The organism is Nitrospira calida (assembly GCF_976986435.1).
In genome coordinates, this window is sequence record NZ_OZ335950.1 from 26,434 (window position 1) to 45,907 (window position 19,474).

General features: G+C 68.0%; 25 protein-coding genes. 22 read left to right on the forward strand and 3 right to left on the reverse strand.

Going from position 1 to position 19,474, the window contains the following annotated elements:
* Positions 1–51 precede the first annotated feature (51 nt).
* The 16 genes from ACWHTU_RS00155 to ACWHTU_RS00230 all read left to right on the forward strand — a co-directional run bounded on the left by ACWHTU_RS00155 (position 52) and on the right by ACWHTU_RS00230 (position 12,930).
* Positions 52–276 carry a DUF2188 domain-containing protein gene (locus tag ACWHTU_RS00155; protein ID WP_026045836.1) on the forward strand — a complete coding sequence of 75 codons (225 nt, stop codon included), beginning with the start codon at positions 52–54 and terminating at the stop codon, positions 274–276.
* Between the two features lie 189 nt (positions 277–465).
* Positions 466–678, forward strand: coding sequence for a helix-turn-helix transcriptional regulator (locus ACWHTU_RS00160; RefSeq protein WP_024892258.1), 213 nt, complete (start codon positions 466–468; stop codon positions 676–678).
* Entirely contained in the window at positions 675–1,145 is a 471-nt protein-coding gene (locus ACWHTU_RS00165) for a hypothetical protein (RefSeq protein ID WP_102042180.1), read from the forward strand. The genes ACWHTU_RS00160 and ACWHTU_RS00165 overlap by 4 nt, the downstream gene beginning before the upstream one ends.
* Before the next feature lie 5 nt (positions 1,146–1,150).
* A complete protein-coding gene (locus ACWHTU_RS00170; RefSeq protein WP_102042181.1) occupies positions 1,151–1,432 on the forward strand; it encodes a hypothetical protein in 282 nt (93 codons plus the stop codon).
* A complete protein-coding gene (locus tag ACWHTU_RS00175; protein ID WP_102042182.1) occupies positions 1,429–2,286 on the forward strand; it encodes an ATP-binding protein in 858 nt (285 codons plus the stop codon). The genes ACWHTU_RS00170 and ACWHTU_RS00175 overlap by 4 nt, the downstream gene beginning before the upstream one ends.
* Positions 2,287–2,298: 12 nt before the next feature.
* A complete protein-coding gene (locus ACWHTU_RS00180) occupies positions 2,299–2,895 on the forward strand; it encodes a hypothetical protein (RefSeq protein WP_102042183.1) in 597 nt (198 codons plus the stop codon).
* Positions 2,896–2,909: 14 nt separating this feature from the next.
* The gene (locus tag ACWHTU_RS00185) at positions 2,910–4,586 is read left to right on the forward strand and encodes a DEAD/DEAH box helicase (RefSeq protein WP_102042184.1); all 1,677 of its coding nucleotides are present in this window, start codon (positions 2,910–2,912) and stop codon (positions 4,584–4,586) included.
* Positions 4,583–4,939: a DUF6511 domain-containing protein gene (locus ACWHTU_RS00190; protein WP_127478525.1), complete on the forward strand. Its 357-nt coding sequence runs from the start codon at positions 4,583–4,585 to the stop codon at positions 4,937–4,939. The genes ACWHTU_RS00185 and ACWHTU_RS00190 overlap by 4 nt, the downstream gene beginning before the upstream one ends.
* A 10-nt stretch (positions 4,940–4,949) precedes the next feature.
* Positions 4,950–5,705 (forward strand): PD-(D/E)XK nuclease family protein, encoded by a 756-nt coding sequence (locus ACWHTU_RS00195; RefSeq protein WP_102043231.1) that lies wholly within the window; start codon positions 4,950–4,952, stop codon positions 5,703–5,705.
* Complete coding sequence (locus ACWHTU_RS00200) at positions 5,705–7,891, forward strand: AAA family ATPase (protein WP_447860940.1); 2,187 nt, start codon at positions 5,705–5,707, stop codon at positions 7,889–7,891. The genes ACWHTU_RS00195 and ACWHTU_RS00200 overlap by 1 nt, the downstream gene beginning before the upstream one ends.
* Positions 7,892–8,175: 284 nt before the next feature.
* Complete coding sequence (locus tag ACWHTU_RS00205) at positions 8,176–8,667, forward strand: crossover junction endodeoxyribonuclease RuvC (RefSeq protein ID WP_172601808.1); 492 nt, start codon at positions 8,176–8,178, stop codon at positions 8,665–8,667.
* Positions 8,664–8,879 (forward strand): hypothetical protein, encoded by a 216-nt coding sequence (locus ACWHTU_RS00210; protein ID WP_077729912.1) that lies wholly within the window; start codon positions 8,664–8,666, stop codon positions 8,877–8,879. Before ACWHTU_RS00205 ends, ACWHTU_RS00210 begins: the two co-directional genes overlap by 4 nt.
* Positions 8,866–9,261, forward strand: coding sequence for a DUF6362 family protein (locus ACWHTU_RS00215; RefSeq protein ID WP_077729913.1), 396 nt, complete (start codon positions 8,866–8,868; stop codon positions 9,259–9,261). The genes ACWHTU_RS00210 and ACWHTU_RS00215 overlap by 14 nt, the downstream gene beginning before the upstream one ends.
* A 479-nt stretch (positions 9,262–9,740) precedes the next feature.
* Positions 9,741–10,259, forward strand: a complete 519-nt coding sequence (locus tag ACWHTU_RS00220; protein WP_054284880.1) for an HNH endonuclease — start codon at positions 9,741–9,743, stop codon at positions 10,257–10,259.
* Complete coding sequence (locus ACWHTU_RS00225; protein ID WP_447860941.1) at positions 10,241–11,668, forward strand: DNA modification methylase; 1,428 nt, start codon at positions 10,241–10,243, stop codon at positions 11,666–11,668. The genes ACWHTU_RS00220 and ACWHTU_RS00225 overlap by 19 nt, the downstream gene beginning before the upstream one ends.
* The gene (locus tag ACWHTU_RS00230) at positions 11,665–12,930 is read left to right on the forward strand and encodes a site-specific DNA-methyltransferase (protein WP_447860942.1); all 1,266 of its coding nucleotides are present in this window, start codon (positions 11,665–11,667) and stop codon (positions 12,928–12,930) included. The genes ACWHTU_RS00225 and ACWHTU_RS00230 overlap by 4 nt, the downstream gene beginning before the upstream one ends.
* 56 nt (positions 12,931–12,986) lie before the next feature.
* Here the strand turns inward: ACWHTU_RS00230 and ACWHTU_RS00235 are convergent, their stop codons facing one another.
* From ACWHTU_RS00235 to ACWHTU_RS00245, 3 genes are all read right to left on the reverse strand, one after another.
* Positions 12,987–13,574, reverse strand: coding sequence for a DUF3489 domain-containing protein (locus ACWHTU_RS00235; RefSeq protein WP_072756622.1), 588 nt, complete (start codon positions 13,572–13,574; stop codon positions 12,987–12,989).
* 34 nt (positions 13,575–13,608) lie between these two features.
* Positions 13,609–13,854 (reverse strand): hypothetical protein, encoded by a 246-nt coding sequence (locus ACWHTU_RS00240; RefSeq protein ID WP_447860943.1) that lies wholly within the window; start codon positions 13,852–13,854, stop codon positions 13,609–13,611.
* Between the two features lie 93 nt (positions 13,855–13,947).
* Positions 13,948–14,214, reverse strand: a complete 267-nt coding sequence (locus ACWHTU_RS00245; RefSeq protein WP_447860944.1) for a hypothetical protein — start codon at positions 14,212–14,214, stop codon at positions 13,948–13,950.
* Positions 14,215–14,334: 120 nt separating this feature from the next.
* Here ACWHTU_RS00245 and ACWHTU_RS00250 point away from each other — a divergent pair, with 120 nt between their 5' ends.
* Genes ACWHTU_RS00250 through ACWHTU_RS00275 form a run of 6 tightly spaced genes read left to right on the forward strand, consistent with a single transcriptional unit; the run spans position 14,335 to position 19,472 of the window.
* The gene (locus ACWHTU_RS00250) at positions 14,335–14,865 is read left to right on the forward strand and encodes a hypothetical protein (RefSeq protein WP_019562352.1); all 531 of its coding nucleotides are present in this window, start codon (positions 14,335–14,337) and stop codon (positions 14,863–14,865) included.
* Positions 14,865–16,838, forward strand: a complete 1,974-nt coding sequence (locus ACWHTU_RS00255) for a phage terminase large subunit family protein (protein WP_447860945.1) — start codon at positions 14,865–14,867, stop codon at positions 16,836–16,838. The genes ACWHTU_RS00250 and ACWHTU_RS00255 overlap by 1 nt, the downstream gene beginning before the upstream one ends.
* Positions 16,839–16,850: 12 nt before the next feature.
* A complete protein-coding gene (locus tag ACWHTU_RS00260) occupies positions 16,851–17,342 on the forward strand; it encodes a hypothetical protein (protein ID WP_447860946.1) in 492 nt (163 codons plus the stop codon).
* A complete protein-coding gene (locus ACWHTU_RS00265; RefSeq protein WP_447860947.1) occupies positions 17,342–17,734 on the forward strand; it encodes a hypothetical protein in 393 nt (130 codons plus the stop codon). The genes ACWHTU_RS00260 and ACWHTU_RS00265 overlap by 1 nt, the downstream gene beginning before the upstream one ends.
* Positions 17,734–17,955 (forward strand): phage head-tail joining protein, encoded by a 222-nt coding sequence (locus ACWHTU_RS00270; protein WP_104302188.1) that lies wholly within the window; start codon positions 17,734–17,736, stop codon positions 17,953–17,955. The genes ACWHTU_RS00265 and ACWHTU_RS00270 overlap by 1 nt, the downstream gene beginning before the upstream one ends.
* Entirely contained in the window at positions 17,955–19,472 is a 1,518-nt protein-coding gene (locus ACWHTU_RS00275; protein WP_447860948.1) for a phage portal protein, read from the forward strand. The genes ACWHTU_RS00270 and ACWHTU_RS00275 overlap by 1 nt, the downstream gene beginning before the upstream one ends.
* Positions 19,473–19,474: the final 2 nt, after the last annotated feature.

Genomic DNA, 19,474 nt, shown 5'->3' on the forward strand with positions numbered 1-19,474 from the left:
CGCAATCCTTTCATCCGGCAGTTCAACTTCGATCTCGATGAGGTGAATGACATGAGTGGTAAGAACCAGTGGGTCGTCCGCAACGGCGACAAGTGGGGTGTCCGGGGGGAAGGCAACGACCGCCTGACCTCCGTACACGATACGCAACAGGAAGCCTTCGAGCGCGCACGCGACATCGCGCGCAACCAGGGCAGCGAGGTGCTCATCCAGGGCGAGGACGGGAAGATCCGCGAGCGCAACAGCTACGGCAAAGATCCGTTCCCGCCTCCCGGCTGACCACCCCGCATTTCCACCCCCGATAAGGGCCCGGAGCCAACCACTCCGGGCCTTTTTCTTTTCCGTCTCTGCGCATGGCCGATTTGCACGATTTGCCCGCCCATCCTGCCCGCTTTGCCCGCCGGTTTGCCCACCCCCTGAAACCCAGAATGACCTCACGTTTCCGCAACAACCCGTAAGGAGCGAATCGTGAGTATCAAACACCTCAACCAACGCCAACTGGCCGACCGTTGGGGCGTCAGCGAAGCCACCTTGGAACGCTGGCGCTCCGAAGGAATCGGGCCGGTCTTTCTCAAGATCCAGGGGCGCGTGCTCTACCGTGTCGAGGACGTCGAGTCCTACGAGGCGGAGTGCCTGCGCAAGAGCACCTCCGAGCGCGTCGGCGCGGGAGGTGTGGCATGAGCCGCCTCACCCCCGACCAGGTTCTCGCCACGCCGGCCGGCGAGCTCGCCGCGCTGCAAAGCGAGGCGCTGTTCCAGCTCAAGAACGATGCCGCCGATCTGCTCTCGGCCGCCAAGGCCATCGTCGAGCACCTCGAACGCGCGCTGGATATGAAGTACGCCGACCGCGCCCATGCCCTGCGCATGGCCGCCGGTAAGGACACCGGCGTCGTGCATTTCGACGACGGCCGCGTGCGCGTCACCGCCGACCTTCCCAAGCGGGTCGAGTGGGATCAGAAGCGGCTCGCCGAGATCGTGCGCCGTATCGCTGAGGGCGGCGAGGACCCGGCCGAGTACGTCGAGACCGCCTACCGCGTCTCCGAGACCAAGTTCAACGCCTGGCCCGAATCGCTGAAGAGCGCCTTCGCCCCCGCCCGCACGCTCAAGACCGGCAAGCCCGGATTCCGTCTCGCCCTGCTGGAGGAGTGACCGTCATGTTCAAGAACCGCACTTTGCTCGACAAGCTGAAAAAGCAGCACCCCTATCTGCTGGAGTCCCTGCCGGAACGGATCGGGACGAATGGCGCCGACGTGGCAATCGAAGATGCCACCCTGGATCAGATCGCCTTCGCCGTCATCGCCCTCGAAAACGAGGTCCGGCCCATCAGCCGCCGCATGAACGCTCTGCGGGAGCTCTACGACCTCGCCCGCAAACACGGCGCACTCGGCGCACACCGGATCGGACACGCGTTCGCCGACAAAGGAGGCCGCTCATGAGCCTCCCCATCATCTCCGCCGACCAGCGTCTGGCCGAGAAGCGCGGCGTGAAAGGCGTGCTGGTCGGCAAGAGCGGCATCGGCAAGACCTCGCAGCTCTGGACCCTGGCGCCCGAGGCCACCTTGTTCTTCGACCTCGAGGCGGGCGACCTCGCCGTCGAGGGGTGGGCCGGCGACACCATCCGCCCGCGCACCTGGCAGGAGTGCCGCGACTTCGCGGTGTTCATCGGCGGTCCGAACCCGGCGCTGCGCGAGGACCAGCCCTTCAGCCAGGCCCACTTCGATGCCGTCTGCGCGCGCTTCGGCGACCCGTCCGTGCTCGACCGCTACGACACGGTGTTCGTCGACTCGATCACCGTCGCCGGGCGCCTGTGCCTGCAATGGTGCAAGGGCCAGCCGCAGGCCTACTCGGAGAAGACCGGCAAGCCGGACACACGCGGCGCTTACGGCCTGATGGGCCAGGAGATGATCGCCTGGCTCACCCACCTACAGCACACCCGCGGCAAGAACGTGTGGTTCGTCGGCATCCTCGACGAGCGTCTCGACGACTTCAATCGCCGCGTCTTCCAGCTGCAGATCGACGGCTCCAAGACCGGGCTCGAGCTGCCCGGCATCGTCGACGAGGTGGTGACGCTGGCCGAGCTCAAGGCCGACGACGGCAGCGCCTACCGCGCCTTCGTCTGCCACACGCTCAACCCCTGGAGCTACCCCGCCAAGGACCGCTCCGGCCGCCTCGACCAGATCGAGGAACCGCACCTCGGCCGGCTGATGGCCAAGATCGCCAGCCCCGCGCGCCCCGCCCTCGAACGCCTCGACTTCGCGCGCCCCGCGCCTTCCGAACCCGTACAGCAATAAGGAGCCACGACCATGAGTTATTTCGATTTCAACGATGCCAACGAGCAGTCTTCGTTCGACCTGATCCCCAAGGGCACGCTGGTGCGCGTGCGCATGACCATTCGCCCGGGCGGCTTCGACGATGCGAGCCAGGGCTGGACCGGCGGCTACGCCACCCGCAACGACAACACCGGCTCGGTGTACCTCAACTGCGAGTTCGTGGTGATGGAGGGTGAGTACGCCCGTCGCAAGCTGTGGTCGCTGATCGGTCTCTACAGCCCCAAGGGTCCCGAGTGGGCCAACATGGGCCGCGCCTTCGTCAAGGCGATCCTGAACTCCGCGCGCGGCGTCCATCCGGGCGACGCCAGCCCCCAGGCCCAGAACGCGCGGCGCATCGCCGGGTTCGCCGACCTCGACGGCATCGAGTTCCTCGGTAAGGTCGATTGGGAGAAGGATCAGAACGGCCAGGACAAGGCCGTCATCAAGCAGGCGATCCAGCCGGATCACAAGGACTACGCCGCGCTGATGGGGGCACCGCGTGCGCCGGCGCCTTCGGCCACCACGCCCAACGCATATGCCCAAGCCACGGGTCGCGCTCCGGTCACGGGCCGTCCGAGCTGGGCGCAGTAAGGGGGACTGCCGGCATGATGCTTCGTCCCCGTCAGGCCCTGCTGGTGGAGCGCTCGCTCGCCGCGCTCTACCTGCACGGCAACACCCTGGCCATCGGCCCGACCGGCTCCGGCAAGACCATCATGCTGTCGGCGGTCGCCGGCGGCGTGTTGGAGGAGCCCGACGCGAAGGCCTGCATCCTCGCGCACCGCGATGAGCTCACCGCCCAGAACCGGGAGAAGTTCGGCCGGGTCAATCCGGGCGTCGCGACCTCGGTGTTCGATGCCAAGGAGAAGTCCTGGGCCGGGCGCGCCACCTTCGCGATGGTGCAGACGCTCTCACGCGACGCGCATCTCGACGCGATGCCCACGCTCGATCTGCTGGTGGTCGACGAGGCGCACCATGCCGCCTCGCCGTCCTATCGGCGCGTGATCGATCGCGTGCTGTCGCGCAACCCCAGGGCGCTGATCTTCGGCGCCACGGCCACGCCCGCACGCAGCGACGGCAAGGGGCTGCGGGAGGTCTTCAGCAACGTGGCCGACCAGATCACCCTGGGCGAGCTCATCGCCTCCGGCCATCTGGTGCCGCCGCGCACCTTCGTCATTGATGTCGGCGCGCAATCGGCCCTCGCCCAGGTGCGCCGCACCGCCACCGACTTCGACATGACCGAGGTGGAGGCGATCCTCAACAGGACGCCGATCACCGACGCGGTGATCCGTCACTGGCGCGAGAAGGCGGGCGAGCGCAAGACCATCGTGTTCTGTTCGACCGTGGCCCACGCGCAGTGCGTGGCCGACGCGTTTGTCGCCGCCAGCATCCGCGCCGTGCTCATCCACGGCGAGTTGTCGGACGCCGAGCGCAAGGTCCGGCTCGCCGAATATGAAAGCGGCGAGGCACAAGTAGTCGTCAACGTGGCGGTGCTGACTGAAGGCTACGATTACACACCCACCTCCTGCGTGGTGCTGCTGCGCCCGAGCTCGCACAAGTCGACGCTGACCCAGATGATCGGGCGGGGGCTGCGCACCGTCGATCCGGCCGAGCATCCCGGCGTGGTCAAGACCGATTGCATCGTCCTCGACTTCGGCACCGCGACCCTCATGCACGGCTCGCTGGAGCAGGAGGCCAACCTGGACGGCCACCAGCACCAGGGGCAGGCGCCCACCAAGGAGTGCCCCTCCTGCGAGGCGACGGTGCCGCTCGGCTGCCGCGAATGCCCACTGTGCGGCTTCGAGTGGACCATTGATCCGGCCGAGCAGGCGGAAGCCATGGACGACTTCGTCATGACGGAGATCGACCTGCTCAAGCGCTCCAACTTCCGCTGGTGCGATCTCTTCGGCTGCGACGATGCCTTGATGGCCACCGGCCTCCAAGCCTGGGGCGGCATCTTCTTCCTCAACGGGCGCTGGCACGCGGTCGGTGGCGGCCGGAGTCTTCCGCCCCGTCTGCTGGCGGTCGGCGACCGCAGCGTCTGCATGGCCAAGGCGGACGACTGGCTCAACGACAACGAGTCCCTCGACACCGCCCACAAGACCCGCCGCTGGCTCAACGAACCGCCCACCGAGAAGCAGCTGCGCTACCTGCCGCAGGCCATGCGCGCCGACTTCGGGCTCACCCGCTACCAGGCCTCGGCGCTGCTCGCGTTCCAGTTCAACAAGTCGTCGATCCATCGCCTTGTGCTGGCAGCCAACGACGAACACCGGAGGGCGGCGTGATATGCGCGATCTGCGGACGAGAGGGACGCGGCTTCTGCTGGCTGTCGCCGAGGAACGGCTCGCGTGCGCCGGACGGCAAGCGCCTGTTCAAGCGCTTCTGCTCCATGCGCTGCCAGGACATTCATCTGCAACGACTGAAGGCGGGAGGCGGTGTCGTGATCGATCCCACCCATAACGAGAAGGCCGCGATGGAGGCGGTCCTGCCCTCGCTCGGCGAGTACGTGGCGTCCATCGGCATGGACCGGTCGCTCGCGAGCTACACCCGGGAAGAGGTCCTGCAACTGGTCGATGTGGTGCTCACCGCCTACTTCGACAACCTGCGGGAGCGCACGCCCGACGATGTGCCGTTTTGAGGAGGCGGTGATGCTCGATTACAACCACCGCCCCAGGTTCCACGAGCGCGTCAACGCTGTCATCGACGAAGCGCTGGCGCGTGAACGGGCAGCACAGGTATCTCGGACCTACCTCGGTGCCTCCCGGCTCGGCGTGGCCTGCGAGCGCGCCCTGCAGTACGAGTACGCCCAGGCCGCGGTCGATCCGGGGCGCGAGCTGCCCGGGCGGGTGTTGCGGGTGTTCGAGGTCGGCCATGCCCTGGAGGATCTGGCGATCCGCTGGCTGCGCCTCGCCGGCTTCGAGCTCTACACCCGCAGGGCCGATGGGGAGCAGTTCGGTTTCTCCGTCGCCGGCGGACGCATCCAGGGGCACGTCGACGGCATCCTGGCTGCGGGCCCTGCCGACATCGAGCTTGCTTATCCCGCGCTGTGGGAGTGCAAGACGATGAATGACAAGTCCTGGCGCGAGACCGTCAAGCAGGGCGTGACACGTGCCAAGCCGATCTATGCCGCGCAGATTGCCGTCTACCAGGCCTACATGGAAGGCGCCGTGCCGGGCATCGCGAGCAATCCCGCGCTGTTCACCGCCATCAACAAGGACAGCGAGGAGATCTGGTTCGAGCGCGTACCCTTCGACGGCGGGCTCGCGCAGCGCATGTCGGACCGGGCCGTGCGCGTCATCACCGCCACCGAGGCGGGCGAGCTGCTGCCCCGACACGCCACTACGCCGACCCATGTCACATGCAAGTCGTGCCCTTGGCAGGACCGGTGTTGGGGGTCGGCTTGATGGCAGACGTCATTTGGCTCGACTACAACGACGCACCCGAACAGCAGGGAATGGCACTCCCCGATACCGATTCGCTGCGCCGAGGCCTGCTCGAGCGCCTGGAGGCGGTGCTGCTCTACCTGTTCCCGCAGGGCCGCATCCGCGGCGGTAAATTCTATGTCGGCGATATCGACGGCAATCGCGGCAAGAGCCTGGTGGTCGAGCTCGATGGTGAACGGCGTGGGCTGTGGAAGGATTTTGCGACCGACGAAGGCGGCGACGTCATCGATCTGTGGGCCCGTTCCCGTGGACTCTCCGCCCGGCACGACTTCCCCCGGATCGCGGAGGAAATCCGTCAATGGCTCGGGCTTGCACCATCCATCGGTCACACCCCGGAGCGATCGAATGCCCGCAGCGCCCCCGTCGACGAACTCGGCCCTTATACCGCCAAGTGGGACTACCTCACGGCGGATGGCAGACTGATCGCCTGCGTCTACCGCTACGACCCGCCCACCGGCAAGGAGTACCGCCCCTGGGACGTGCGCGCCCGCATGTGGCGCGCCCCCGATCCGCGTCCGCTCTACAACCTGCCGGCCGTGGCCAATGCGCGTGACGTGGTGCTGGTCGAGGGCGAGAAGGCGGCTTGCGCCCTGATCGGGACGGGCATCACGGCGACCACGGCCATGAACGGCGCGCGGGCGCCGATCGACAAGACCGACTGGACGCCGCTCGCGGGCAAGCACGTGCTGGTCTGGCCGGATCGCGACGTCCCGGGCTGGGACTACGCGGAGAACGCCGCCCGTGCCTGCGTGACGGCGGGCGCGGCGTCGGTCGCCATCCTCGTGCCGCCCATGGATAAACCGGACAAGTGGGACGCGGCCGATGCCGTGGCCGAGGGCTTCGACTGCGCCACCTTCATTCGTGAGGGCGAGCGCAGGGTCGTCAAGGGGGCGGCGCCGACACTGCCGACCTTCACCCTGGGTGCGCTGCTCGACGACGACTCGCCGTTGCCGCCCGATCTCATCGCACCGCGCGTGCTCACACCCGGCGGCCTGCTGGTATTCGGCGGTGCGCCCAAGGTCGGCAAGAGTGACTTTCTGCTCGCATGGCTCACGCACATGGCGGCGGGCGCCACCTTCCTCGCCATGACGCCGCCGCGCCCGCTGCGGGTGTTCTATCTGCAAGCCGAGGTGCAGTACCACTACCTGCGCGAGCGTGTGAAGGAGATCCGCCTACCGCCCAGTCGCATCGGTGAAGCGCACGTCAACTTCGTCGCCACGTCGCAGCTGCGGCTGATCCTGGACGACGCTGGCTTGGCCCAGGTGATCCCCGCGATCAAGCAGGCATTCGGCGACGAGCTGCCGGACATCATCGCCATCGACCCCATTCGCAACGTCTTCGACGGCGGGGACGCCGGCGGCGAGAACGACAACGCCGCCATGCTGTTCTTCCTGTCGCAGCGGGTCGAGCGCCTGCGCGATGCGGTGAACCCGGACGCCGGCATCGTGCTGGCCCACCACACCAAGAAGCTCGGCAAGAAGCAGTTCGAGGAGGACCCGTTCCAGGCGCTGGCCGGGGCCGGGAGTCTGCGCGGCTACTACACCACCGGCATGCTGCTGTTTCGCCCCGACGAGACGCGCACCACGCGCCAGCTCTTCTTCGAGCTGCGCAACGGCGCGGCCATCCCCTCGATGCACGTGGACAAGATCCGCGGCGAGTGGCGGGAGGTCGATGCCAACGAGCGGCTGGTGATGAAAGACTACGGCGAGCGCCTCGATGCCGAGCGCCGGCGCAAGCGCGACGCCATCCTGCAGATCCTGTTCGACGAGGCGGCCCAAGGGCGCTGCTACACCGCCAACCAGTTCGCGGAAAGCTTCGAGGGCAAGGCGGGGCTCGGTGGCGAGCGCACCATCCGCGAGCGCCTCTCCGCGCTCTCGACCCAGGGCTACATCAAGTACTTCCGCAACGCGCAGGACTACGGCCTGCCGCCCGCCCGCACCAAGTTCGGCTACCTGTGCGTCGAGGCGATGGTGCTGCGCTCGATTGTCGGCGAGCCCGATCCAGCCACGGGCGAAGTATCGCTGCGCGAACTGCCGGTGCTGCCCACCCACTTCAAATGCCCGCAATCGGGGGCCGCATTGCCGGTCGAGAACCCCGAGGTGTGGGTTTACCAAGACGACCTGAACGACCCCGAGGAGCCCGCATGAACACGCACAGCCAAGTTGGCAAAACCTCTGCCAACTTCCCCCCGATTTTCAGAGACGTTGGCAAGTTGGCAAACGCCTGCCAACTTGAATCCCATACTGATCAACGCGTTAGGGAGTTGTCGGCAGATTGGCAAGTTGGCAACGCTGCCAACTTGCCAACTTCCCCAAACCCGCGTGGTTGCTGGGTTTCCGGAGATTTCCAAGTTGGCGAAAACTCCCTCCCCCCTTCGGGGGGAGAGGAACACGCGGTGTCCTCTCCCCCGACCCGAAGGGGTCTGCCCGGTTTGGGTGATAGGGGCCGAGAACCCGGTGCAGCGATCCTGAGCCTCGACCTCGGCACCCGGACCGGCTGGGCGCTGCTCGGCCGTGACGGCTCCATCACCAGCGGCTCGGAGTCCTTCAAGCCCCGGCGCTTCGAGGGCGGCGGCATGCGTTACCTGCGCTTCAAGCGCTGGCTCACCGAGGTCAAACAATCGGCGGACGGGCTGGATGCGGTGTACTTCGAGGAGGTGCGCCGCCACGCCGGAGTGGATGCCGCCCACGCCTACGGCGGCTTCATGGCCCAGCTGACCGCCTGGTGCGAGCACCACGGCATCCCGTACCAGGGTGTGCCGGTCGGCACGATCAAGAAGCACGCCACCGGCAAGGGCAACGCCGGCAAGCAGGAGATGGTGGCCGCCATGCAGGCCCTGGGTTTCCGGCCCGCGGACGACAACGAGGCCGACGCGCTGGCACTGCTGATGTGGGCGATCGCGACGCAGGAGGTGCCGGCATGAACGCGCCCAACCCCCACTATCGTTGTCCCCTGGGGCGCCTGCAACCGACTCGCCCGGACGTCGATGTCATCAAACGCGACGGCTGGCGCGACCAGGGCATCCTGGTGGTGTCGCTCGACGACGAGCGGCTGGACTGGATCGAGCGGGAGCTGGTGAAGCGCATCGGCGAGCGGCTCTACGGTCGCCTGGGAGACGGCCATGTGGAGCGTTGACGGCGTCGCCGAGCGCTTCCGGGAGGCCGCCCAGACCGCGCGGCGCCTGCCGCCCGTGCGCGTCCAGGGCTACTTCAACACCTGGCCGGCCATCCTGCGCCAGCCGTGGGAGACCTACTCCGGCGACGACGTGCTGTACCGCTTTCCGCCCGACCCGGCCGCCATCGACCGCATGGAGGAGACCATGCGCTGGGTGCTGTGGCTCACCGAGGAGCAGCGCCATCTCGTCTGGATGCGCGCCGAGGAACGGGGGTGGCGGGAGATCTGCCGGCGCTTCGGCTGTGACCGCACCACGGCTTGGCGGCGGTGGCAGAAGGCGCTCGACATCGTCGCCTGCCGTCTGAACGAGCAGACCCGCCGGACGGTGGCCAGCCTTTCATGAGTGAAGTTGCGGGTCGTTTCCAAAGCGATCCAAGCCATGCGTGCGGATGCGGAAAGATGCCGGTTTCGAGCCATTTTGGACGTGCAACACTTCACCCGTTTTTGCGCTAGGATTTCGCTAACCTCGCGAGAGAAGCATGTGCGAAGGCCACGGAGCGATCCGTGGCCTTCGTCGTTTCTGCCTTCGCGATCCGACCCGCCGAGCGCGATGGGTCCTTCCTGGCCAAAAAGCCATGCGGGGGGCGCGAGCGCGATGCTTATCTAGCGTCAGAGTGCAAACCGGGGTTTGCATGGTTTGCAGTTTGCACCCCGCCACCATCCAGTACGCATTACGAAACCCGCCCACGGTCTGAACGTCGGCGGGTTTTTTCATTTCAACGCAGCAGCGACCCTCGCGGCCCGTGAGGGGGCTTTCCTCCTTTCACCCGTCCGGGCCGCTGGCCTTTGATGCAACGAACAGACTTCTGCCGATCACCGCTGATGACAGACGTGGCGACAGGGGGCGAGTGGCGTCCGTTTCCAGGCGACACCCGCTACGAGGTCTGCAGTCTCGGCGCCGTTCGCAACACGCGAACCGGTCATGTGCTCAAGCCGTGGCTGGCGGGATATGGCTACTGGTACGTACAACTTGGCGCGAAGGGACTCAAGACCGGCATCCATCGCTTGGTTGCGCTGACTTTTCTTGGCCCGCCGCCGAGCCCGCTGCACGAAGTCGCGCATTCCGACGGCAATCGCCACAACAACGCGATCACCAACTTGCGCTGGGCCACGCATGCGCAGAACGTGGCCGACAGCTTCGTGCATGGCACAGCCCATGTTCCAGTATTTCGAGGGCAACGGCACCCGCGTACCACGCTGACAGACAGTGCGGTGCGAGAGATTCGCCGCCGCTACTCGGGAAGGCGTGGCGAGCAAATCCGTCTGGCGCGCGAGTTTGACGTTTCTCGCCATGTCATCCATCACATTGTCCGAGGTGAGACTTGGTTGCATCTGAGCTAAACCTGCAGCATTGGCCGATAGAGCGATTGATCGACTACGCACGCAACCCGCGAAAAAACGATCACGCGGTCGACCGGATGGCTGCGGCCATCGTGGAGTTTGGATTCCGGATTCCTGTCGTGGCCCGCAGCACGGGTGAAGTGGTGGACGGACATTTGCGGCTCAAGGCGGCGCGCAAGCTCGGCCTCAAGACCGTCCCGGTAGTCCTGGCCGATGAACTCTCCGATGTTCAGATCAAGGCCTTTCGGCTGATCGCCAACAGGTCCGTCAGTTGGGCGGAATGGGACGAGGAACTGCTTTCGCTGGAACTGGCCGAGTTGTCGGAGGCGGGTTACGACCTCGCGCTCACCGGCTTCGATGATGCCGAGATCGAGCGACTCCTGGCTGACATCGAGGAAGAGCCGGTCGCCGAGGATGAAGCAGCAGTGAGCGGCGAGTCATCGGATGCGGACGAGGACGACATCACACCGCCCACGGTGGCGGTCACGCGGCCAGGCGATCTGTGGCTCCTGGGCGAGCACCGCCTGATCTGCGCCGACAGCCGCGACGCGGCCGCCGTCGTGCGCCTCCTCGAGGGCGATCGCGCTCACCTGCTGTTCACCAGTCCGCCGTATGCCAACCAGCGCGACTACACCACCGGCGGCATCTCGGACTGGGACGCACTGATGCAAAGCGTGTTCGGCGCTGCTCAAACGGCCATGCGCGAGGACGGCCAGATGCTGGTCAACCTCGGCCTCGTCCATCGCGACAACGAATGGCAGCCGTACTGGGACGGCTGGATCGAGTGGATGCGCAGCCAAGGCTGGCGGCGCTTCGGCTGGTACGTCTGGGACCAGTCGGTGACCGTGCCCGGCGACTGGGCCGGGCGGCTGGCGCCCCGCCACGAGTTCGTCTTCCACTTCAACCGCCGCTCGCGCAAGCCGAACAAGACCGTGCCCTGCAAGTGGGCCGGTCACGAGACGCATCTGCGCGCCGACGGATCCTCCACCGCGATGCGCGGCAAGGACGGCACGGTCGGCGCCTGGTGCCACGCAGGGCTGCCGACGCAGGACTTCCGCATCCCGGATTCCGTCATCGAGGTGACGCGCCAGCGCGGCCGCATCGGTGAAGGTATCGACCATCCGGCGGTGTTCCCGGTGGGCCTGCCGAAGTTCTTCATCGAGGCCTACACCGACGCGGGCGAGATCGTCTTCGAGCCGTTCGCGGGCTCCGGCACCACACTGCTGGCCGGGCAACACACCGACCGCAAAGTGCGCGCCATCGAACTCGCTCCCCAGTACGTGGACGTCGCGCTGCGCCGCTGGCTGCAGCACCACCCGGGCACGGCGCCGGTGCTGGAGGGCAGCGGCCGGACCTTCGCCGAAGTCGCCGCCGAGCGGTTGGGCGAGACGGCGGAGGTCACTGCATGAGCTGGCTGGCCGATCGCATCGAGCACTGGCCGACGACCAAGCTGCTGCCCTACGTGCGCAACGCCCGCCAGCACTCGGAGGAGCAGATCGCGAGAATCGCCGCATCGATTGCCGAGTTCGGTTTCGTCAATCCCATTCTCACCGGTGCCGACGGCGTGCTGGTGGCGGGCCACGGACGGCTCGCCGCGGCGCGCAAGCTGGGCCTGGCCACCGTGCCGGTGGTGGTGCTCGACCACCTTACACCGACCCAGCGCCGCGCCTTGGTGCTCGCCGACAATCGGCTCGCGGAGCTGGCGACCTGGGACGATGCGCTACTGCGCGTGGAGCTGGAGGCACTGCAAGACGAAGGCTTCGACCTCGATCTCACCGGGTTCGACGCCGATGCACTGGCCGCGTTGCTGGCCGATGAGGAACCACAGATCGAGGGCCGGACGGAAGACGATGCCATCCCGGCGATGCCGGAAGAGCCGGTGTCCAAGCGGGGCGATGTCTGGCTGCTCGGCCCCCATCGGCTGGTGTGCGACGACGCGACCACCGCCGAGGCCTATGCGCGCCTGTTCCCAGACGGTGAACAAGCGGACATGGTGTTCACCGACCCTCCCTACAACGTCAATTACGCCAACAGCGCGAAAGACAAACTGCGTGGCAAACACCGTCCCATCCTCAACGATGCGCTGGGCGAAGGCTTCTACGATTTCCTCTACGACGTGCTGGCGCTGCTCGTTGCCCACACCCGAGGCGCGATCTACGTCGCCATGTCCTCCAGCGAACTGGACACGCTGCAAGCGGCCTTCCGCGCCGCCGGCGGGCACTGGTCGACCTTCATCATCTGGGCCAAGAACACCTTCACGCTGGGCCGCTCGGACTACCAGCGCCAGTACGAGCCGATCCTCTACGGCTGGCCCGAAGGCGCGACGCGCCACTGGTGCGGCGACCGCGACCAGGGCGACGTCTGGCAGATCAAGAAGCCAGCGAAGAACGATCTGCACCCGACCATGAAGCCGGTGGATCTGGTCGAGCGGGCCATCCGCAACTCCAGCCGCCCCGGCGACGTGGTGCTCGACCCCTTCGGCGGATCGGGCACGACCTTGATCGCCGCCGAGAAGGCCGGGCGCGTGGCGCGCCTGATCGAACTCGACCCGAAGTATGCGGACGTGATCGTGCGGCGCTGGCAGGACTGGACGGGCCAGCAAGCCACCCGCGAGGCGGATGGCCTGGCCTTCGATCAGGCGGCGAGCGACTCGTCGGCGATCGCGCAGTGAATCACGAACCCGGTCAGATTGGGCAGCCCGCGCGGGATGTGCTGCCCCATCGCGACTCAGGCAAGCCGGTAGACGCGCTCGCCGCCCGGGGATCTCTCGGAGACGATCGTCAGGCCCAGTTTCTTCTTCAGCGCCCCGGCCAAGGTGCCGCGCACCGTGTGCGCCTGCCAGCCGGTGCTGTCCATGATCTGGCGGAGGGTGGCGCCTTCGGGACGCTGCAGCATCGCGATCACCTGCGCCTGCTTGCTGTGGGCGCGGGGGCGGCGCGGCTCGGCGCTGCGATGCGCATCCTGCGCCCAGGCCGCTTCGGCGGCGTTCACCGCCGCCTCCAGGTCGGCCTCGTCGCGCGCCGTCTGCGCCTGCTCGGCCCGGGCGATCACCGCATCGAGCTTCGCAACGAAGGACTGGCGCGGGGCGGTGCGGGCACCCGGGCGCGGCACGCCCAAGGCCTCGTAGCCTGCGTCGGCAACGACCCAGACCTCGCCCTGGCGGGCGATCAGGGCGCGGTTGGCCAGGCCGTCGAGCACCTTGCGGCGGGCACCGCCTTGGATGTGCTCGGGGAACCAGTCGATTCGGCCGTCGCTGTGCTCGAGCGCATGGGCCAGGATCGCGTGCTGGGCGGGGGTCAGGGTGATGGTGCTCATGGTCTGCTCCTGGATAGGGATGGATCGGCGCGAGTCAGTCTTCCCACAGGCGCTCGCCATCGAGGCTGATCCACAGGCGCGCGTCGCGCGCGGTGGCCATCTCGCGCACCGCCAAGCCGGTTTTGAGGTGGGTGCCGGTCTTGCCGGTGAAGTCGTAACGCTGGCCGTCGTGCATCACGGTCGCTGGGCCTTGCTCGTCGAACTCGATTCGGATCAGGCGGGTGCCGAGGGCGTTGCCGTTGGTGTCGGTGACCTGGGATTGGCGGATGCGCAGGGTCATGGTCTGCTCCTTGGTGCGTGGTGATCGGGTGAGGTGATGAACGCGCTGTTCGCGTGAGAAGCCAAGCGTTCTTGCTTGGCTTCGCATTGCTCGTCAGACCTTGCGCAACACCGCGATGCCGGCCTGCGCCAGTTCGAGCGCGGCGGCGTGGAAGGCGGCTTCGGCCACCCAGGGTGCGGCGCGGGCGTCGTCGAGCAACTGGTCGATGACCGGCCGGGCCTTGGCGCGCATCGCGACGCAGGCGGCTTCGAGCTCGTCGCGGCTGGCGGCGGCCACCTCCTTGCGGCAGGTGCGCACCAGCACGGTCAGGGCGGCCTCGGCGAGCTTGGTGGCGAGGAGGTCGGGGGTGTGGGGGTTCATCGGGCGTCCTTTCGATCGGGTGGTTCGGGGTGACGTGATGAACGCGCTTCTCGCCCGTGAAGCCAAGCGTTTTCTGCGGGTGTTGGCCAAGAACTGACGATGACTTGATCGAAGAGGGCCATGGGCATCTCGATTCGCGCCTACGCCCGCCACCGTGGGGTATCGGACACCGCCGTGCACAAGGCCATCCGCACCGGGCGCATCACGCCCGAGGCGGACGGCACCATCGACCCAGACCGGGCCGACCGCGACTGGACCCGGAACTCCGAGCCCCCGAAGGCGGGAACGGGCTCCCGGACCGTGAAGGTGCGGGTGGCGGAGGATCCGGCCCCCAACCTCGCCACCGGCCTGCCCGCAGGCGGCACCACGCTCGTGCAGGCGCGCACGGTCAACGAGGTGGTCAAGGCGCAGACCAACAAGGTGCGGCTGGCCCGCCTCAAGGGCGAACTGGTCGATCGCCACCAGGCCATCGCGCATGTGTTCAAGCTCGCCCGTACGGAGCGCGACGCTTGGCTCAACTGGCCGGCGCGGATCTCGGCGCAGATGGCGGCCCGGCTCGGCGTGGAGGCTCACACCCTGCACGTGGCCCTGGATGCCGCCGTGCGCGAGCACCTCGCCGAGCTCGGGGAACTCAAGGTTCGGGTCGATTGATGGACGAGTTCGCCTATGAGGGCTGGGACGTCATCGAGCGCGCTTGGCGCGAGGGCCTCACGCCGGACCCGCTGCTCACCGTCTCCGAATGGGCCGACCGTCACCGGGTGCTGTCGAGCAAGGCCTCGAGCGAGCCGGGGCGCTGGCGCACCAGCCGCACGCCGTATCTGAAGGCGATCATGGACTGCCTGTCGCCGACCTCGCCCATCGAGCGGGTGGTGTTCATGAAGGGCGCGCAGGTGGGCGCGACCGAGACCGGCTCGAACTGGATCGGCTACGTGATCCACCACGCGCCGGGGCCGATGATGGCCGTGTGGCCCACCGTGGAGATGGCCAAGCGCAACTCCAAGCAGCGCATCGACCCGCTGATCGAGGAGTCGCCGGTGCTCTGCGAACTCATCGCCCCGGCGAGAAGCCGCGACTCGGGCAACACCATCCTCGCCAAGGAGTTTCGTGGCGGCGTGCTGGTGATGACCGGCGCGAACAGCGCGGTGGGCCTGCGCTCGATGCCGGTGCGCTATCTCTTTCTCGACGAGGTGGACGCCTACCCGCTCGACGTCGAGGGGGAGGGCGATGCGATCTCGCTCGCTGAGGCGCGCACGCGCACCTTTGCGCGGCGCAAGATCTTCATCGTCTCGACGCCGACGATCGCGGGCGCCTCGGCCATCGAGCGTGAGTACGAGGCCAGCGACCAGCGCCGCTACTTCGTGCCCTGCCCGCATTGCTCGCACCGGCAGTGGCTGCGCTTCGAGCAACTGCGTTGGGAGAAGGGCCGGCCCGAGACGGCGGCGTATGTGTGCGAATCATGCGAGACGGCGATCGCCGAGCATCACAAGACCTGGATGCTGGAGCACGGCGAGTGGCGCGCGACGGCGGAAGGCGCGGGCAAGACGGCGGGGTTTCATCTGTCGTCGCTGTACAGCCCGCTGGGCTGGCGCGCCTGGTGCGAGATCGCCGCTGCGTGGGAAGCCGCCGTCAGTAAAGAGTCGGGATCGGCCGCTGCCATCAAGACTTTCAAGAACACCGAGCTCGGCGAGACCTGGGTCGAGGAGGGCGAGGCGCCGGACTGGCAGCGCCTGCTGGAGCGGCGCGAGGATTACCCGATCGGCACCGTCCCCGCCGGCGGGCTCTTGCTCACCGCCGGCGCCGACGTGCAGAAGGACCGCATCGAGGTCTCGGTCTGGGCCTTCGGGCGTGGCAAGGAGGCCTGGCTCATCGAGCACCGGGTGCTGATGGGCGACACCGCACGGGATGCGGTGTGGAAGGCGCTGGGCGGGATGCTCGCCGAGACCTGGACCCATGCCTCGGGCGCGGCCATGCCGCTGGCCCGCTTGGCGCTGGACACCGGCTTTGCGACACAGGAGGCCTACGCCTTCGTGCGCGCCTGCCGCGACGCGCGGGTGATGGCGGTCAAGGGCGTGCGGACGGGTTCGATGGGGGGCGCGGCCCTGATCGGCACACCGACGGCGGTCGATGTCTCGCAGGCGGGCAAGAAGCTGCGCCGGGGCATCAAGGTGTATGCGGTCGCGGTGGGGCTCGCCAAACTCGAGTTCTACAACCACCTGCGCCAGAGCGCGGAGGTGGCCGACGACGGCGTGACGGTGACCTACCCGGCCGGTTTCGTCCACCTGCCCAAGATCGACGCCGAGTTCCTCCAGCAACTGTGCGCCGAGCAGCTCGTCACCCGGCGTGATCGCCACGGCTTTGCGGTGCGCGAGTGGCAGAAGATGCGCGAGCGCAACGAGGCGCTGGACTGCTACGTGTATGCCCGTGCTGCTGCTGCGGCCGCAGGGCTCGACCGCTTCGAGGAACGCCACTGGCGCGAACTGGAGCGGCAACTGGGGCTGGCCAGTCCGCCAGCCCTTGAAACACCTACTGAATCGATCACCGAGGCCACCCATCGAGGTGGCCTGGGTGTTTCTGGCAACCGCAACACCGGCCGGCGCGTGATCAAGAGCCGCTGGCTGTCCTGACGAGGAGACGCTATGTCACTGACCACCCGCATCGAGAGCCTGGTCATCCGCGTCGCGCAGGAGTTCAACGACGTCCGCGCCAAGGCCGGGAACCTCGCCCACCTCACCACCACCGACAAGTCGAGCCTGGTGGCGGCCATCAACGAGCTGAAGGCCGCGGTGGTGGCCTCGGGAGCGATCGACGACGCCCAGGTCGCCACGAGCAGCACCTACTCCTCGCACAAGATCGTCACGCTGCTCGACACGCTCAAGGCCGAGATCCTGGGCGGGGCCGATGCCGCCTACGACACGTTGCTGGAGATCCAGCAGCTGCTGCAGGACGGCACCAGCGGCCTGGACGCCTTGCTCACTGCGGTCAACCACCGCGTGCGCTTCGACGCGGCGCAGTCCCTGACGGCTACCGAGCAGGCCCAGGCGCGCAGCAACATCGGCGCCGTGGCCGCCGCCGAGGTGGGCGACACCGACACCGACTTCGTCGCGATCTTCGAAGGGGCGCTGCTCTGATGAGTCTGGCTGCGCGCATCGCCGCCTTGGCCGGCCGCATCGGGCGGGAGGTCAAGGTCAAGGTCGGCGCCGACCACCCGGGTCTGGCGCGGGCCTGGGTGTGTTTCGGCTATGTCGGCAACCAGGTCGTCGTGCGCGCTGCGCACAACGTCGCCTCGGTCACGCGGCTCGCCCCAGGGCGCTACCGCGTGAGCTTCGCCAGCCCGCTGCCGGACGCGAACTACTGCTGGGTGGGCGTGGCCCGCAGCAGCACCAACAGCGGCACGCAGCGGCTGCTGATCGTGCGCGCGACCGCCGACGAGAAGACGCCGACGCACGTCGATGTGGGCTGCGCGACCACCGCGGCGTCGTTCGCCGACTCCCCCGAGATCGACCTCGTGGTCTACCGCTGATGGCCTACACCCAAGCCGACCTCGAGGCCCTGCAAGCCGCGCTCGCCAAGGGCGAGAAGCGCGTGAGCTTCGGCGACAAGACGGTCGAGTACCGCAGCGTGGAGGAACTGCAGGCCGCTATTCGCCAGGTGAAACGCGACCTCTTCGAGCAGGCCGTGGCCACGGGGCTGTGGCCCGGCGCACCGCGGCAGATCCGGATCACGACGACCAAGGGGACGTGATGGGTTGGCGCACCTCACGAACGCCAGCAAGCTGGCTCAGCACCCTCAAGCGCCGGCTGCTTGGCACGAGCCCCACCTACGACGGCGTGGGCGGCGGCCGCCGGGCCGTCGCTTGGCAGGTCGGCAATCCCGGGGCGGTCGCGGCACTCGCCTCCACCCAGGGCGAGCTGCGCGCCAAGAGCCGCGATCTCGCCCGGCGCAACGCCTGGGCGGCCGCGGGCATCGAAGCCTTCGTGGCCAACGCCATCGGCACCGGCATCAAGCCGCAGAGTATGGTCGAGGACGCCGCGGTACGCGAGGCCATCCACGCCCTGTGGTGGGACTGGGTGGAGGAGGCCGACGCCGCAGGACTCACCGACTTCTACGGCCTGCAGGCGCTCGCCTGCCGCGCGATGCTCGAAGGCGGCGAGGCGCTGGTGCGCCTGCGCTGGCGCCGCCCGGAGGACGGCCTCGCGGTCGGCCTGCAGCTGCAGGTGCTGGAGCCCGAGCACCTGCCGACCACCCTGAACCGCGACCTGCCCTCGGGTCACGTCATCCGCGCCGGCATCGAGTTCGACCGGCTCGGGCGGCGCGTGGCCTACCACCTGCACCGCTCGCACCCGGGCGACGGGAACCTGGCGCCGATGTCGGGCACGGGCGCCTCCGCGGGAGGTCTCGACACCGTGCGCGTGGGTGCCTCCGAGGTCATCCACCTGTTCCGCCCGCTGCGCCCGGGGCAGATCCGCGGCGAGCCATGGCTCGCGCGGGCGCTGGTGAAGCTGCACGAGCTCGACCAGTACGACGACGCGGAACTGGTGCGCAAGAAGACCGCGGCGATGTTCGCCGGCTTCATCACGCGGCTCGCCCCCGAGGACAGCCTGATGGGCGAAGGGCTCGCCGAGCCCCAAGGCGCGGCGCTCGCCGGGCTGGAACCCGGCACCTTGCAGATCCTGGAGCCGGGCGAGGACATCAAGTTCTCCGCGCCAGCCGATGTCGGCAGTTCCTACGCCGAGTTCATGCGCCAGCAGTTCCGGGCGGTGGCCGCCGCCATGGGCATCACCTACGAGATGCTCACCGGTGATCTCACCCAGGTGAACTACTCCAGCATCCGCGCGGGGCTGCTGGAGTTCCGCCGCCGCTGCGAGGCCATCCAGCACGGGGTGATCGTGTACCAGCTGTGCCGCCCGGTGTGGCGGGCCTGGATGGAGCAGGCCGTGCTCGAAGGGGCGCTGAGCCTGCCCGGCTACGCCCGCCGCCGGCGCGCGTACCAGGCCGCCAAGTGGATCCCGCAGGGCTGGCAGTGGGTCGATCCCTTGAAGGAGTTCAACGCGCTCAAGCTCGCGATCCGCGCCGGGCTGATGAGCCGCTCGGAGGCGATCTCGGCCTACGGCTACGACGCCGAGGACATCGACCGCGAGATCGCCGCCGACAACCGGCGCGCCGATGAACTGGGGCTGGTGTTCGACTCGGATCCGCGGCACGACCAACCGACGCCGCCGGTGCCGACACCTGCGCCCGACACCGAACTTCAGGACTGACA